Source organism: Paenibacillus sp. NRS-1782 (genome assembly GCF_050467685.1).
GTDB classification, from domain to species: domain Bacteria; phylum Bacillota; class Bacilli; order Paenibacillales; family Paenibacillaceae; genus Paenibacillus; species Paenibacillus terrae_A.
In genome coordinates, this window is record NZ_JBITPH010000012.1 from 67,948 (window position 1) to 84,533 (window position 16,586).

Genomic DNA, 16,586 nt, shown 5'->3' on the forward strand with positions numbered 1-16,586 from the left:
AAGGTTCATATCCAATCATAGTAGGTCACCTACCTCCAATTTGCACGGAAAATAAGGCAAAACAGAACCCGCACGGATCATTGCTTCACTTTACAAGCCTAGTTTATGGGCGTATGATGAGTTCAAATGAACTTGAAATGGTTTAAAGGGAGGAAAGCAGATGGAGTCTTTTACCCTCACACGCCGTGATATGGCCCATTTGCTGCTGGCGATGGAAGGTCGCCGCGAATTGCAGCCGTTGGCCGTTCTTCAGGATGCCTGGAGACGCACCCATATCCATCCGGACCGTCCCGGCAGCACGATGCCGACATTTTTGTATACTGAGGTAACGCCTGTGCTGGATAAAATTATCAAGGGCAAGCACAGCGCAGCTTTTTCACTACAGGAGATCGTTTCTCTTGGCCAACTGGTCGAATATAGCCATGTTTCACTAGCCTCCATGCAAAATTGGGTCAAACGCGACTTCAAGGAATTTCTCGGATCGCCGAAGATCGGCAAGAAATATTCAGTCAACCAGGCCGCACTGCTGCTCATTGTGGAGGATTTGAAATCGTGCCTTGATTTTGAATCCATCCGTCAGTTATTTCATATCCTGTTCCAGCAGCCGGAGGATGATACGGATGATCTAATCCAGCCGGTCGATTTGTACGCTGCTTATTCAACCTTGTTTGAGGAGCTGGATGCGAATGGAGATCAACTGCTGGATGTGGCAGGGGGCGGGCTTGCCAAAGAAAACGGAAATGCCGCTACAGGGCAGCAGCGTCAGGAGGGTGCGACAGAGGAGCTGCTGATTCAGGCCGCAGATCAATACACCAGCCGTTTGCAGCATTTGACCCCTAACCAGTGTCAAGCCGTTCGGAATACATTGCTGGTAGCTGCGGTATCGGTGCAAAATAGTTATTTTTTGTCCATGGCACGCAGGTATGTGAATGCGACGTTGTTTCTGGACTTTCAAGGGTAGATCAGGATTGGCGCTAGAAGCCGATCCTATTTTTTTGCCCTTTTTCGAGTATTGTCTACCCTTTTGGAGACTGAAAAAGTATACAAAAGAGGTATATACACTCAAACGCTGTCAAAGATACAATAAACATATATCATCCAGCAATTGGAAAAACTTTGAATATCTCTTCCAAAGCATCTGGATACACACAGGAGGTAATGGCATGTCCGATGTCTCCATCATCATTTGTACCCGCAATCGGATCGAGGATCTGACACGCTGTATACAATCTATCGCAGGACAGCAGCAGCTGGAGCATACGGCTGTAGAGCTGCTGATTGTGGATGACGGCGATCTTTCCGACCAACAGGTCGAGCTGTACCGTGACCTGGTATCCGGCTTGCCTCAAGGCGTTTTGAAGTATCATAAAAAAAGTCGTCCCGGCGTTTGGTTGTCCCGCTATGAAGCGTTATCTCTTGTACGGTATGATATCGTGCTGTATTTTGACGATGATGCCGAACTGGACGATAAACTCTATATCCGGCGCTTGCTCGATACCTATGATCAGGATGAAACGATTGTGGGTGTTGGAGGGATTGCAAAGGGACTACATTCGAGCCGGGCAGGGAAGCTGCTGGGCATTTTGACATTTCAGATGTCCCCGTCTCTCGGCAAGCTTTCGCCCAGTAGTCTGGCAGGCTCATTGCTGCGCTGGGGAGAAGCAACAGAGGTTTTTGACACGGAATTTTTTCATGGCTGCAACATGTCATTCCGGCGGGATGCGCTTCGGGATATGAAGCCGTATCCGTGGATGACCAGCTATGCCGTGGCTGACGATTTGTATATGTGCCAGTTGGCGAGCCGTTACGGCAAGCTGGTTATCAATCCCGACTTAACGATCATTCATCACGAATCTCCAAGCTCGCGCGATAAGGCGGGCAAAGTAGCCAAGGCTACAGCGATTAATCACTATTATTTCCTTGCTCTGAAAAAGGCGGGAGCCATCCAGTACGGGGCGCTTTTATGGACCTTGTCCTACCTGATGTTCAAGGAAATACTACGCCGTAACTTTAATGCAGCAGCAGGATACAAACAGGGGGTGCTGTTCATTCTGAATCCGCGCAAGCAAAAATATAACGAATATTTAGGCCCGGCGGTTCAGTAATCTGATTCCACACACATTTTCAGGATAAAGGGGGAGTATGATGTTAAGCTTGTCCATTGCCCTGTGCACCCGCAATCGGGTTGACGATCTGACCCGATGCATTAATACAATAGCTATGGGTGGGGCACCGGAGGCATGTGAAACCGAGCTGTGGATTATTGATGATGGAGAACTGCCCAAGCATGTGCTGGAACGCTATGAGCGTCAATTGGGCAGAGCGGGGATTACCTACAGATACCATCGCAAGGAGCAGCCGGGCTTATGGCTTTCACGTGTAAAAACAGTTGAGCTGGCGCAGGGCGATATCATTTTGTTTCTTGACGATGATGTTGAGCTGCCGAACAATTATTTGAACGAGCTGATACGTACCTATGAGGCTTACCCGCAGGCCGCTGGTGTCGGCGGGATTGCGCAGGGAATGAGCAACAGCTTCATGGGAAGCATTCGTTGCCTGCTATCATTTCAGCAGTCCTTGTCCAAAGGAAGGCTGTCTCTCAGCGGTCAGTCCGGCTCGATGTACAACTGGCACAAGGCGAAGAAGACGTTTCGAACCGAGTTTTTTCATGGCTGCAATATGTCATTTCGCCGTGAGGCGATTCGCAGTCTCGAGCCGGTCCCTTGGCTGCAAAGCTATAGTGTAGGGGAAGACCTGTTACTTTCACGAATTGCCATGAAAAGCGGACCGCTGTATATTAACCCGGCGCTTACGCTGCTTCACCACGAATCGTCGTCCTCGCGCGACAATATGGAGCAGGTCACTTATATGCGGGTGATGAATCATATTCATCTGCTGCGGGACGAGCGATCTGGTCCGATTGGCTATGCTGCGCTGTATTGGACGACGCTGTATCAAATTTTGAGAGAGAAGCCCAAGAAAAATCATTCTGCCATTCAAGGCTACAGAAGAGCACTGAAGGCGATTTTTTCAAGTCAGAAGGAGCCAATGGGCGGAGGGCAGCTACCTGAACGAAATTCCAAAAAAACGGTAGGCTGATGGAGGTGCGGCAGGAGACACGATGTGAGCATAGAGACGAGAGGCTTAATAAGGAACAGGAGTTGGACGTAACATGAGCACATGGACAGCAGTAAGGAAAGTATTCACGGGTGACAGTCTCGCCAAAACGATCATGCGCACGAGCTTTAACAATTTTTTCGTGCTGATCGTCACGACCCTGACTTCCATCCTGACCGCACGTATGCTCGGAGTCGAGGGGAAAGGAGAACTGGCGGCAGTTCTGTTCTGGCCTACGCTGATCGGCAGCGTGCTGAGCTTCGGCTTGCCAACGTCGCTGATCTATAACCTCAAGAAGAAAACAGGCACGACAGAGGAGCTGGTGGCGCTGTCGCTGTGGATTCAGTTGCCTGCCAGCTTGCTGGCGGGAGCTGTAGCCTGGATATGTATGCCGCTGTGGCTGAATGGCTATGGTGCGGATATCGTCCACCTGTCACAGCTCTATTGTGCGGCTGCGGTACCGCTGGCGGTGCTTACGGCGCTGACAACAGCATTATCGCAAGGGCTGGATCGGTTTAGCGTATATAATGGGCTGTTGTTTTATTATCCGCTGCTGAACTTCATCGGTCTGGTGATGTTGTGGGTGATGGGGCTGCTCCATGTGCAGCTGGCGGGGGCCGTTAATTTTGCCGCGAGCTTCCTTGCACTGGTCTGGGCGTTCCTCCGTTTGCGCAAGCATATGAATTTGCGTGCTTTCCGCCCGTTCACCAGCCGCCAGGTGCTCCGCCCTTATTATAGCTATGGAGCGAGAGTCTACGGGATGGAGTTGATGGGGACGCTGTCCACCCAAACAGACAAAATCGTCATCGTGGCGCTGCTGTCACCCAAGGCGTTTGGTCTGTACTCTGTCGTCTATGCTCTGTCGCGTGTGTTCAATGTGGTGCAAAATGCCGTCACGAATGTAACCTTTCCGAAGGTGACCGGAATGGAGCACAGCAAAATTGTCGAAACCGTCGGTCGTGCTTTTCGCATCTCCATGGCTGCCATGCTGATCGTCATCGTGCCGGCTTTGTTCATTGGACGATACATGCTGGGGTTGCTGTATGGCCCCGCTTTTCTGGAAGCATCGTTAACCTTCTACCTGCTGTCGCTGGAGTGCATCATCGGAGGCGGTTCATGGATTCTGGCTTCGGCCTTCAACGCATTGGGTCGGCCGGGGCTGGTGCTGTTTCGGCAAATTGTGGCATATGCGATTACCGTCGGTCTGTTCTTTATTTGTACCCCGATCTTCGGTCTGAACGGCATTGCCATTGCTTTGCTCGTAGGCGCTTGTGTACGGTTGGCATTCTCCCTGTTTTCATTCCCAATGTTTTTCGATGTTCCGTTATCACGGATCATTTTTGATAAAAGTGATATCACATTTGTTATTCAGACCATACAAAAGAAGCGCAGGAAGGGAGAACTGAAAGATGCCGAATTCGCATCCCATGGCTAAACTGAAAAATAAGCTGAGCGTCATTCTCGACGTAGTCCCCCAAGGCTCGAACATCATTTATGTTGACTACCCCGTGTATAACAACGGTGGAGACGTACTCATCATGAAAGGCACCGAGGCGTTCTTCAAGGATAACGGTATCCGTGTTCGTGCCCGTTACAGTGCTATGGATATTCCCGATCAGCTTCAAATTCCGGGCGACTGGATTATCGTGTGTCATGGAGGCGGCAATTTCGGCGATTTATATTCAAATCACCAAAATTTGCGGGAACGCATCGTGCGGGATTTTCCGAGCCACCGCATTGTAATCATGCCGCAGACGATCCATTTTCAATCTGAACAGAAGGGGAATGAGGTCGCTGCGCTGTTCAATGGTCACCCGGATCTACATATGTTTGTGCGGGATATACGTTCTTATCAGTGGGCCAAGGAAAAGCTGAATCAGTGCAGCATCACGCTATGCCCGGACATGGCGCACCAGCTCTGGCCGTTGAAGCCGACTACGGAAACGGTCAAGGACGTACTGTACTTCCTGCGTACGGATATTGAAACCGTAGGGGGGCAAAAGCAATTCGACGACGAAGCAGATGCCGCCCACCGTCTGGACTGGGATACTCTGTTCACTCCGCTGGAAGTGAAAGGGATCGTCTACTTCCAGAAGTTTTACCGTCTGGATAAAAAAATCGGCGGTCCGCTGCCTACGCGTACCTTTTGGTACAAGTACACCGACCACCTCATGAACAAAGCGGTTACGCTGTTCAGCTCTTACCGCGAGGTTCGCACCTCACGGCTGCATGGTCATATTCTGGCCTGCCTGCTCGATATGCCGCATGTCGTCATTGATAATTCCTACGGCAAAAACTCGCAGTATTATAACACCTGGACACAGCCTAATCCCAAGGCGAAGCTGTTCAGAGACACACCTGATGCGCTGGAGCAGCCTTCTTAATAGTAAGGAAAGTTATTGAGTATTGAGAGTAATCTCTAATTGCACTGAAATTTTTCAAGACCTCCTGACCATTTAATTGGTTTAGGAGGTTTTTTGTTTAGTGCTATATAGAGCAAAGATATGATTTAATTAGATAAACAATTAAGGCAATGAATATTTAATGGCTTAAACTAACAGAGTGGGGTATCTTCTATGTCGTAATAATAGAAGATACTGGATTATTCAGACTTTCAAAAACAGTTTGTTTAAAAATGACCGTGTAACGAAAACAGCAGCGAAGTGGGCAGAATCGTTCTGAAGAAGCAACAGCGATCGTAAGAATGATCCGCCCGCGTAGCGGTCACAATTACACAAACATCCCTCCAAATACCGCTTTGTTTTGACAATTCATTTCATGAATAGATATAATTTATGAGATAAAACTTGCAGTAGAATCGAGGCTGACGAATGAGCAATCTACCGATGGACATGCTTCTCACGAAGGATATCGTGCGCGAAGGGGAAGCGATTTTGCGTACGAAGGTTGATCCGGTATGCCTACCGCTGCGTGAAGAGGATCTTCAACAGATGCGGTGGATGATGGATTATCTGAAAAATAGTCAAAATGAAGAGCTGGCAACTCGTTATGATCTGCGTCCGGGTGTGGGATTATCAGCCAACCAGGTCGGTCTGAACAAAAGAATGTGTGCTGTCTATTATCAGGATGGAGACAAAACGGTGGAGTATGCGCTGTTTAATCCGAAGCTGGTCAGCCACTCGACGTCCATGATTTATTTGGAACAGGGCGAAGGCTGCTTGTCAGTGGATCGTTACATATCCGGCTATGTCCCGCGTTATGGAAAAATTCGCATTAAGGCCCATTTGCCGGACGGAACGCAGGAACTGCTGACTTTCAAAGGCTATGCGGCGATTGTGGTACAGCACGAGATGGACCATTTGGATGGCATTATGTTCTATGACCATATTAACCCGGACGATCCTCAAAAGCTGCCGCAGGGTGTGCATATCGAGCCTTTTGTGCGAGAATAGTTCATGATCCGTAAAGTGTGGTGACTCCGTTCGCCACATTTTTATTTTGCAAAAATATAGATATAGATGTTGTGAAGCTTTAAACTGAAATCATGTATATCGTGATGCGGTGAGTAAGTAATACATATTAATGTAAGCGCTTATCTAACGGGGGGATGGCATGTATCGTGGAGTTCGACATCTGATGAATAATATGCGTATGCGAAATAAGCTGCTGTTCTCCTACGTGCTGATTGTCATGATCCCGGTGCTGGTGGTGGGCGGCTGTGTCACGTTTTATTTGCGGGAGCAGGCTTTGGACAGTGCGATTGCCCAAACGGTGAACAATGTGGAAAAGATCAAGAGCCAGACTGCGAATTTACTGCGCGTACCCACGGATATTTCAAATGGGCTGATGTTCGATAAAAGGCTGAGGGAGATGGCGAATCGCCGTTATTCGGGCATGGTAGAGCTGATGAATGCGTATCATCAATACAAAGACTTTAATGAGTATGTACAGCAGTATAGAGAGATTGCGACCATCCGGTTTTATTCGTATAATCCGACGCTTGTTAATAATCTGGAATTTGTCCCTGTAGATTCTGGCATTGAGCAGCAGAAGTGGTTCGAGACGGCCTTGAAGGGGACGGCGATTAACTGGTTTTATATTCAGGATAAAGAGGACAACCCGGTTAATCGGCTGAGTCTGGTGAGGCAAATTCCCTTTCCCGAATACAATACCAAGGGAGTTCTGATGATTGCACTGAGTCAGACGGAGCTGAACCATATGCTCAGCAAGGAGCCGTTTGAAACGTTGATTGTGGATCGTAACGGAATTGTGGTCGCGGCTACCCATACACAGTCCGTGGGTCAAACATTGACGGATTTGCATTTGGGCTTTGATGTACAGGGTGCGGGTAAGGGGATATATGAAGCAAAAATAAACGGGAAATCCTCGAACATTATTGTGGATGAGCTGCTGCCAGCCTCCAGTGTGAGCGGATTGACGATTATTTCGGTGTTTTCGACGGAACACATTGTACAGGGAGCGAACCGGATCAGCTTGATCGGCGCATTATGTGTTCTTGCGGTGCTGGTCATGGCATTGGTTCTAATTACGATGATTTCCTGGCTGATCACCAAACGGCTACAGCGGTTGAGCCATGAGCTGGGTAAGGTGGCTGCGGGGGATTTTCATGTCGTGTCGAGCGTGGAGGGGATGGACGAAATCGGGGACTTGTCCCGCCGCTTCAACTATATGGTTGCCAGCATCCGCCAGTTGATGGGGCAAGTGTATGAAGCGAGTGAGAAAAACAACAGGCTCGAAATGGCGCAAAAGGATATCAAGCTGAAAATGATGGCAAGCCAGATTAACCCGCACTTCCTGTTTAATGCGCTGGAGTCTATTCGAATGAAGGCGCATCTCCACGGGGAGGCGGAGATTGCCACGACGGTGCGTTTGCTTGGCCGATTGATGCGGCGGAATCTGGAGATTGGCAGCGGTAAAACGACAGTGCGTCAGGAACTGGATATGGTGCGATCCTATTTACAAATTCAGCAGTTCCGGTTTGGAAATCGTTTGATCTATGAAGTGAATCTGGAAGAAAGCGCTGTGGAAATATCCATTCCTCCATTAATTATACAGCCGCTGGTGGAGAACGCAGTTATTCATGGCCTGGAAAACAAGGAAGAACCGGTTACCGTGAAAGTCGATATTTCGATGGAGCTGCGAGAGCTGCAAATAAAAGTAGCTGACGATGGAGCTGGCATGGAGGCAGAACCGTTGTCCCGTCTGCTTGACCGTATCACAGGCACGGAAGAGCCGGAAGGGAGCAGTATTGGTCTGCGCAATGTTCACCAGCGTCTGACGCTGATGTATGGTGAACGTTATGGTCTGCACATGGAGAGCGTACCGCAGGCAGGAACAACCGTAACCTTTTCAATACCCAAGGAGGAGGGGCCGAATGTATAAAGCGATGATTGTGGATGATGAGCCTGCGATTCGTGAAGGATTGACCTCCATTATTGATTGGAGAGACTGCGGCTTTCATATTGTAGATACCGCAGGGAACGGGCGCGAGGCATTGGATAAATTTAGGGAGCATCGGCCGGAACTGGTCATTGTTGATATACGCATGCCGGGGATGAGCGGGCTGGAGGTCATACGGAGCATACGCGAATTGAACGGCGAGCCTTTTCACTTTCTCATTTTAAGCGGATATGCGGACTTTGATTATGCGCGGCAGGCGATGGGCTTTGGCGTGGATGGTTATTTATTGAAGCCTGTGGACGAAGAAGAAATGACGACAGAGTTGAAACGGGTACGTCGAAGCATTGAGAGCGAAAAAGAAGACGGCAAGTGGGGAAGTCCACCTGTCCATGAGCGCGATTGGATCGAAATCCTGCTGTTTCCGGTTCAGGAAGATCAGGCTAATCGTGGTGCATTGGAGCACAGCAACCCTCTCCACGGAGGAACGGAGCAAGCCGAACATCATGGCCAGCATCCGGCGCTACCCTCTTTGGATTGGGGAAGCTATCAGGTCGTACTGCTGGATCTACGGATACCCGACTGGGATCGGCAAGCCCGGCAGTCGGCAGCAAAGCTGCGGCTAACGGAAATGTGCGGGGAGCAGGGCAGGGGGATTGTATTCGAGGCCGGAATATATACAGGCGTGCTACTTCCTGCCACGGTGGACACAGAAGAAAATGCTGTTCGATTGCTGGCTTCCTGGCGACAGGAGCTAAAGCCGTGGGCAACGAAAATATACGTAGCTGCTGGAGATCCTGTGAAGAGACTTCATGATATTCCGAGTTCTTTTGAACAGGCGCTGCGTCTACTGGAGCGTACTTTTTTTTTCCGGGCGGAAAGGGTTATGCTTACCAGTGACCTGCACGATTTGGAAGCTTCGGACGAGGAAATGCGCGAAACGACGGACAAAGCCTCAGACCCCATGCGTTATGCAGAGAAGCTGTACTACGCGCTGGATATGTCCAATCGTGAAGCTGCAATACATGTATTGAAGGAAATGGAGGTCCAATTTCCACAGCTCTATCGCTCAGAGGCTGAAATCAAGGCGGCTTTTGCACGGACATTTACCTTGGCGCTGAACAAGTATGCGGCTGGACAGGAACAGAGCCGTACGGTGCTGGAAGAGCATTCCCGCTTGATTACGGATGTATATGCCTATTCAACCTTGGGAGAGCTGGTGGATCGGTCGGTGGAGCATATGGTGCAGTGGATAGGTCAGACCGATTCAGGTGGTAAGGAAACGATCATGAAACAATTGATTGATTTCATTCATAGTCATTATGATGAGAATTTGCGCTTGGAGCTGTTGGCGGATATGTTTAATTACAACAGCGGCTATTTGGGCAAATTGTTCAAAAGCCATACGGGCGAAGCTTTTAACGCCTATCTGGACAAGGTGAGGATCGAGCGGGCAAGGGAATTGCTTGCACAGGGAATCAGGGTGCATCAGGTGGCAGGACGTGTCGGATATGCCAATGCCGATTATTTTCACGGCAAATTCAAAAAATATGCGGGGATGTCGCCTTCCTCCTATCGTAGTCGGGTTCAGAAGAACAGAGGGACGGATGGCAGTTGATGGATTCCCGTGGGTTCAATTAATGAAGTCTCTCTTGCGGATGTCGGAGTAAAGTCTCCGAGCGAAGAGAGGCTTTTTTCATGGAAAAAATTTGGATAGATCAATCGAAAATGTCACACTAACTAGAAGATTTGAGCTGTTTTCATAAATTAGACATCATTAAGACACAGCTTTGACACGATGTTCACACTTTCGATTCTATTTCTATCAAATCTATTCTATATAATGATGATATTCTGAAGCCGGGTCATGTGATTCCGTAATGAAGATGCCTGAGGGGGCTATTCATAAAAAGTGATCGTTCCATATGTAATAATGTGAATACAATCACAAGGATGAAGGAAGGCTTCAGAACCTAATTATTAACATTCATTCTAAAGAGAAGCGCAAGGGGAGGAATAACATCATGGACGTATTAGAATTGGCACGGTTGCAGTTTGCAACCACAACAATTCTTCACTTTGTTTATGTACCGATCTCCATTGGATTGTCGTTGCTGGTGGCGATTATGGAGACTATGTATGTAATCAAAAAAAATGATTTGTACAAAAAAATGGCTCAATTCTGGGGAACTTTTTTGCTGATTAACTTTGCAGTAGGCGTGGTCACCGGGATTTTGCAGGAGTTCCAGTTCGGGATGAACTGGTCTGACTTTTCCCGTTTTGTCGGTGATGTGTTCGGTACGCCGCTGGCGATTGAGGCACTGCTTGCCTTTTTCCTGGAATCAACCTTTATCGGATTGTGGGTATTCGGCTGGGAACGGCTGTCCAAAGCAGTCCATTTAACCTGTATGTGGCTGGTATCCATCGGTACGATGCTGTCTGCCCTGTGGATTTTGGCGGCCAACTCATTCATGCAGCGTCCGGTAGGATACGAGATTCATAACGGTCGCGCAGAAATGAAAGATTTTTTCGCTCTGTTGACGAACGAACAACTGCTATGGGAGTTTCCACATACGCTGTTTGCAGCTTTTGCGACAGGCGCTTTTCTCGTCGCGGGTATTAGCGCATGGAAGCTGATGCACAAGAAGAATCTGGATTTTTTCAAGCCTTCTTTCAAAGTAAGTATTATTGTTGCCTTGATTAGTTCGATGTTAATCCCGATGTTTGGTCACGGACAGGCTCAATATTTGGTGGAAACACAGCCGATGAAAATGGCTGCGAGTGAAGGGCTATGGGAAAACAGTAGTGACCCGGCCCCTTGGACAGTTATCGCAGGTATTGACCCTAAAAAGAAGGAAAACAGCTTTGAAATTAAGCTTCCTTATCTCTTGAGTTTGCTGTCCTATAACAAGCTGTCCGGCGGGGTTTTGGGGATGAATGAGCTTCAGGCACAATACGAAAAAGCCTACGGCCCCGGTAATTATATTCCGCCGGTACGTACTACATTTTGGAGCTTCCGCATTATGATTGCGGCTGGATGTGCCATGATTGCACTTGCTTTGTACGGAGCTTATCTGACATTCCGTAAAAAATTGGAGGGCTCGCATCGCTGGTTCTTCCGCTTGATGATGCTTGGTATATCTCTTCCATTTATTGGAAATACTGCGGGTTGGATCATGACGGAAGTGGGGCGTCAGCCTTGGACTGTCTTTGGTTTACTTCAAACCAAAGATTCGGTTTCGCCTACCGTTGGGGCAGGGGAAGTGCTGTTCTCACTGATCTCGTTTACCGCATTGTATTTAATTTTAACGGGTGTGCTAGCATTCCTGTTTGTCCGTACGGCTCGCAAAGGTCCGGATATCGAACCACATCAGGAAACGGTAATCCATGATCCATTTGCTCAAGGGGGTGACACCAATGTCGTTAAATGATTTGTGGTTCTTATTAATTGCTGTGCTGTTTACCGGCTTCTTCTTCCTGGAGGGCTTTGATTTTGGCGTGGGGATGGCTACAGGTCTGGTGCCGCGTAATGACCAGCAAAAACGCTTGATGATCAATACGATTGGTCCATTCTGGGATGCTAACGAAGTATGGCTGATCACAGCAGCAGGTGCGATGTTCGCGGCTTTCCCGCACTGGTATGCGACCATGTTCAGCGGATATTATCTAGTATTTGTAGTTATTCTGCTTGGTTTGATTTTACGCGGTGTTTCCTTTGAATTCCGGGGCAAGGCAGAAGGAAAATGGTGGACAGGGACGTGGGATGCCTGCATTCTGATAGGCAGCTTTCTGCCGCCGATGCTGTTCGGTATGGCTTTTGCGGCTTTGATAAAGGGTGTACCTATTCAGCAAAACATGGACTTGAAAGCCGGATTCTCCGATGTGTTTAACGGATATACGGTATGGATTGGATTGACCGTGGTTGGGATGTGCCTGATGCATGGGCTAACGTTTATTTCTCTGCGTACGATTGGAGAAGTGCGGGATCGTGCTCGTGTGATTGCGTCAAAATTTCTTCCAATATTAGGAGTTTTGCTCGCGGGTATGGTGGTATGGACTTATTTTGCAACAGATGTATTCGCACGTCGTGGTCCTTATATGTACGCCGCAGTTGCAGTGGGGGTCGTCGCCTATGTGCTGGCGTGGTATTTCCTGAAGCAGCGCCGCGAAGGCTGGGCCTTCGGGATGACGGGAGCTATCATTTTGCTGACATTCGTTTCGTTGTTCGTCGGCTTGTTCCCGAGATTTATGGTGAGCTCGATCAATAGTGCATTTGATTTGACGATTTATAATGCAAGCTCCAGTCATTACACCCTGAAAGCCATGACGATTGTTGCAGCAACGCTTTTACCCTTTGTGCTGGCTTATCAGGCGTGGAGCTATTTTGTTTTTCATAAGCGTCTCAGTGAAAAGGATCATTTGGAATACTAATGGATAAAGCATGGTTTGGATTAAAGGGCATTCGGCCGGTAATGCTGCTGCTGGCCGCCCTTTCCCTGGCTCAGGGGGCCGCTGTGATTGCACAAGCGATTTTTTTGGCAAAGGCGGTTACGATTTTATTTGATAAACATCCGCTGGTGATGGCTTGGCCGTCACTCGCGTTGTTTTTCGCGGCTTTTGCGGCGAGGCATACGATGATCTGGCTGCAACGCCGGACGGCAGGCCGTTTTGCCGAAGCATCAGGCGCTTCTTTGCGGGAGCGTCTGCTTGCTCGTTTGTTCGAGCGAGGGCCTGTTTTTGCTGCCAAGGAAGGCAGCGGCAAGCTGGTGACGTTGGCGCTGGATGGAGTGGATCGTTTTCGCACGTATTTGGAACTGTCCATTCCTCGTATGATTGACATGATGTGTGTGACGATACTTCTGCTTGTGTCTGTTTTCACATTGGATATAATTTCAGGTGTGATTTTGACGGCTACGATGCCCATCCTGATTGGCTTCTTTATCCTGCTGGGCTTGGCGGCGCGGAAGCAGGCAGATAAACAGTGGCGCTCCTATCGCCTATTGTCGCATCATTTCACGGATTCGTTGCGTGGCCTACAGACGCTGCGGTTTTTGGGCCGTAGCCGGGAGCATGGAGAAACGGTCGGGAAGGTCAGCGACCAGTACCGCACGGCTACGATGCGTACCCTGCGGGTCGCGTTCCTTTCCTCTTTTGCGCTCGATTTTTTTAGTATGCTGTCGGTCGCTTTTGTGGCGGTAGGCTTGGGCTTGCGTCTGATTAGCGGATCGGTGGGACTGGAAGCGGCACTTGCGGTACTGATTTTGGCCCCGGAATATTTTATGCCTGTACGCCAGTTGGGATCGGACTATCATGCCTCGCTGGATGGCAAGGAGGCTTGGGGTACAATGCGCTCCATTCTCGGTACAGAGAATGAAGCGGCTCAACCAACAGATTCCGTGGATATCCTTACGGGGAGTGACCGCACAGACAATGCTAAGTGTGATGGCAATGCCCTAAATATCACGGGACAGGATACGATCAGGCTATCGGATATATGCCTTCTCAATGAGGGCGGTTCCGCACGGCTTGACCACATATCCGCGAGTGTTGAGCCGCATGTGAATATGATCGGCATCGTCGGAGTCAGCGGTGCAGGTAAAACAACGCTGCTCAGTATACTTGGAGGCTTTGCTGATCCGACCTCGGGCGAGCTGAACGTGAATGGATGGGCATTGGCTAGTGATACCCAAGCCGAATGGCAGCGGCATATTGCCTATATTCCGCAGCATCCGTACCTGTTCAGCGCTTCCTTGGCGGACAATATCCGATTTTATGAACCGGAGGCATCCAACGAACAGGTGGAATGGGCGATTGACGCGGTTGGATTGCGTGAGCTGGTGGATGGTCTTCCGAATGGATGGGATGAGCCGATTGGTGAAGCGGGCCGGACGCTGAGTGGAGGACAGGCGCAGCGGATAGCGTTGGCGCGTGCTTTGCTGAGCAACCGTCCGGTGATTTTGCTGGATGAGCCGACGGCACATTTGGATATCGAGACGGAATGGGAGCTAAAACAGACGATTTTGTCTGTTTTTCAACATAAAAGAGTGTTTCTCGCAACGCATCGTCTACATTGGATGCCGGATATGGACTGTGTCTGGATGATGAATCAAGGTCGCCTGGAGGAGGCAGGATCGCATAAGCAACTGGTTGCCCGCAAGGGAGGATATTACCATTTGCTGACGGGAATGACGGAAGGAGGGGACGGACGATATGAGAGCCACGGACAATAGCGGCCAAGGCTGGTTTGTATTTTATCTGAGACAATATTTCTGGGCCTTTCTGGCTGCGGCGCTATTGGGCGCTCTGGCGATTGGATGTGCAGGCGCGTTGCTCTTTACGTCCGGTCACCTGATTACCCGTTCAGCCTTAAAACCGGAAAATATATTGATGGTGTACGTTCCGATTGTGCTTGTACGAACGTTTGGTTTTAGTAAAGCGGTAATTCAGTACCTGGAACGGTTGGTGGGGCATGATGCCGCGCTGCGTCTCGTTTCCCGTATGCGGGTGCGACTGTACCGGGCAGTAGAACCGCAAGCGCTTATGATTCGCAGCAAGTTTCGCACAGGGGATCTGTTGGGTTTGCTGGCCGAGGATATTGAGCAGCTTCAAAACATATATTTGAAGCTGGTTCTGCCCGCGGTATCGGCGTTGCTCATCTATGCGCTGGGGATTTCAGCACTCGGATGGATGGACGGAGCCTTTCCCCTGATGATGGCATTGTATTGTGGATTTTTACTTTTTATCGCCCCGGCCATCTCGCTGTGGACCTCACTCGCTAAACGACGAACGTTTAAGCAGGAACGGAGTACAGCCTATCAGGAGCTGACCGATGCTTTGTTTGGCATGAGTGACTTGGTGCTGAGCGGTCGGACTGGACATTTTCTGGCTTCCTTCACCCAACGGCATAACAAGGCTGCTGTAGTAGAAAATTCACTTCGGCGAAGCGAATGGCGCTCTCATTGGATCGCACAATGCGTCGTAGGTGGCGGAATTGTGATGATGACCGTATGGGCTGGAGGGCTGGTAGCGGAGAACCGCATAGAGGCAACATGGCTGGCATCCTTTGCGCTTGTTGCTTTTCCGTTGCTGGATGCCTTCGTCCGCGCTGGAGAAGCGGTGGTCCATGCGCCGGAGTATCAAGATTCACTACGACGGTTGAAGAACTCCGAGAAAGATACACCTACACCTGCTGTACCTGCACCGTTTTCGGCCTCAGCTTCTGTGAAAGCAGGGCAACAAGCAGCAGGTAGCACTGTAGACAAAATAGAGGTGGAGCATGTTACCGCCCAGCCATCGAGCAATGCAGGTGAGCTGCTGCTGAACAACGTTAGCTACCGATATGCAGCAACGCAAGAATGGAGCGTGCGCGACATTTCCCTGCGTGTGCCGCAAGGGGGGAAGGTTGCACTGCTTGGTCGTAGCGGTGCGGGCAAGTCCACCCTTCTGAATCTGATTCAGGGTGCATTGCAGCCGGATGAAGGGAGCGTTACTGTCGCAGGTGCGCCTGTGTATACAGGCGGGGCGTATTCCAGCCTGTTTGCAGTGTTAAACCAGCAACCGTATTTGTTCGATACAACGGTAGCGAACAATATTCGGCTGGCGCGGCCAGATGCTACGCTGGAAGAGGTTCGTGCAGTAACCGAGCAGGTGGGACTGGGAACGCTAATTGATTCTTTGCCAGATGGCTATGACACCCGGATGCAGGAAACGGGCCTGCGCTTTTCCGGTGGAGAAAGACAGCGAATTGCACTGGCGCGGATTTTGCTTCAAAATCACCCCATTGTCCTGCTGGATGAACCAACCGTAGGACTCGATCCGCTGACAGAGCAGGAACTGATGCAGACGATGTTTCGTGTGCTGGAGGGCAAAACGCTCATCTGGATTACACATCATCTGACCGGGATGGAGCATATGGACGAGGTGATCTTTATGGAGCAGGGTGGCATATCCATGCGAGGTAGCCATGAGCAGCTCTGGCAGGAGCAACCTCGATACCGCAACCTGTATGAGCTGGATCATCCCAGTCTGTAAAGAAATAGAGAAGACCATATTTTGGTAAAATGAACATACACATTGGAGTCGGCATGAAG

12 protein-coding genes are annotated in these 16,586 nt (G+C 49.6%); all 12 read left to right on the plus strand.

The genetic code is table 11. From position 1 onward, the window contains the following. Window positions 1-160 precede the first annotated feature (160 nt). The 12 genes from ACIFQM_RS04350 (at window position 161) to cydC (ending at window position 16,527) form a co-directional block, all read left to right on the plus strand. On the plus strand, window positions 161-961 hold the full coding sequence (locus ACIFQM_RS04350; protein ID WP_430036933.1) for a DUF1836 domain-containing protein: 801 nt from the start codon (window positions 161-163) through the stop codon (window positions 959-961). A 202-nt stretch (window positions 962-1,163) separates the two neighbouring features. Next, window positions 1,164-2,105: a glycosyltransferase family 2 protein gene (locus tag ACIFQM_RS04355; protein ID WP_430036930.1), complete on the plus strand. Its 942-nt coding sequence runs from the start codon at window positions 1,164-1,166 to the stop codon at window positions 2,103-2,105. A 40-nt stretch (window positions 2,106-2,145) separates the two neighbouring features. After that, the gene (locus ACIFQM_RS04360; protein WP_430036977.1) at window positions 2,146-3,099 is read left to right on the plus strand and encodes a glycosyltransferase family 2 protein; all 954 of its coding nucleotides are present in this window, start codon (window positions 2,146-2,148) and stop codon (window positions 3,097-3,099) included. Window positions 3,100-3,172: 73 nt separating this feature from the next. Next, entirely contained in the window at window positions 3,173-4,552 is a 1,380-nt protein-coding gene (locus tag ACIFQM_RS04365) for a lipopolysaccharide biosynthesis protein (RefSeq protein ID WP_430036927.1), read from the plus strand. Further along, window positions 4,527-5,501 carry a polysaccharide pyruvyl transferase family protein gene (locus ACIFQM_RS04370; protein ID WP_430046481.1) on the plus strand — a complete coding sequence of 325 codons (975 nt, stop codon included), beginning with the start codon at window positions 4,527-4,529 and terminating at the stop codon, window positions 5,499-5,501. The genes ACIFQM_RS04365 and ACIFQM_RS04370 overlap by 26 nt, the downstream gene beginning before the upstream one ends. Window positions 5,502-5,948: 447 nt before the next feature. Further along, on the plus strand, window positions 5,949-6,530 hold the full coding sequence (gene def, locus ACIFQM_RS04375) for a peptide deformylase (protein WP_430036921.1): 582 nt from the start codon (window positions 5,949-5,951) through the stop codon (window positions 6,528-6,530). Window positions 6,531-6,690: 160 nt separating this feature from the next. Next, window positions 6,691-8,481 carry a sensor histidine kinase gene (locus ACIFQM_RS04380; RefSeq protein ID WP_430046483.1) on the plus strand — a complete coding sequence of 597 codons (1,791 nt, stop codon included), beginning with the start codon at window positions 6,691-6,693 and terminating at the stop codon, window positions 8,479-8,481. Next, the gene (locus tag ACIFQM_RS04385; RefSeq protein ID WP_430065062.1) at window positions 8,474-10,114 is read left to right on the plus strand and encodes a response regulator; all 1,641 of its coding nucleotides are present in this window, start codon (window positions 8,474-8,476) and stop codon (window positions 10,112-10,114) included. The genes ACIFQM_RS04380 and ACIFQM_RS04385 overlap by 8 nt, the downstream gene beginning before the upstream one ends. Before the next feature lie 406 nt (window positions 10,115-10,520). Further along, entirely contained in the window at window positions 10,521-11,927 is a 1,407-nt protein-coding gene (locus ACIFQM_RS04390) for a cytochrome ubiquinol oxidase subunit I (RefSeq protein WP_430036912.1), read from the plus strand. Continuing rightward, on the plus strand, window positions 11,914-12,927 hold the full coding sequence (gene cydB / locus ACIFQM_RS04395; RefSeq protein WP_430036909.1) for a cytochrome d ubiquinol oxidase subunit II: 1,014 nt from the start codon (window positions 11,914-11,916) through the stop codon (window positions 12,925-12,927). The genes ACIFQM_RS04390 and cydB overlap by 14 nt, the downstream gene beginning before the upstream one ends. Beyond that, window positions 12,927-14,726, plus strand: coding sequence for a thiol reductant ABC exporter subunit CydD (gene cydD / locus ACIFQM_RS04400; protein WP_430036906.1), 1,800 nt, complete (start codon window positions 12,927-12,929; stop codon window positions 14,724-14,726). The genes cydB and cydD overlap by 1 nt, the downstream gene beginning before the upstream one ends. Next, the gene (cydC, locus tag ACIFQM_RS04405; protein ID WP_430036903.1) at window positions 14,707-16,527 is read left to right on the plus strand and encodes a thiol reductant ABC exporter subunit CydC; all 1,821 of its coding nucleotides are present in this window, start codon (window positions 14,707-14,709) and stop codon (window positions 16,525-16,527) included. Before cydD ends, cydC begins: the two co-directional genes overlap by 20 nt. Window positions 16,528-16,586: the final 59 nt, after the last annotated feature.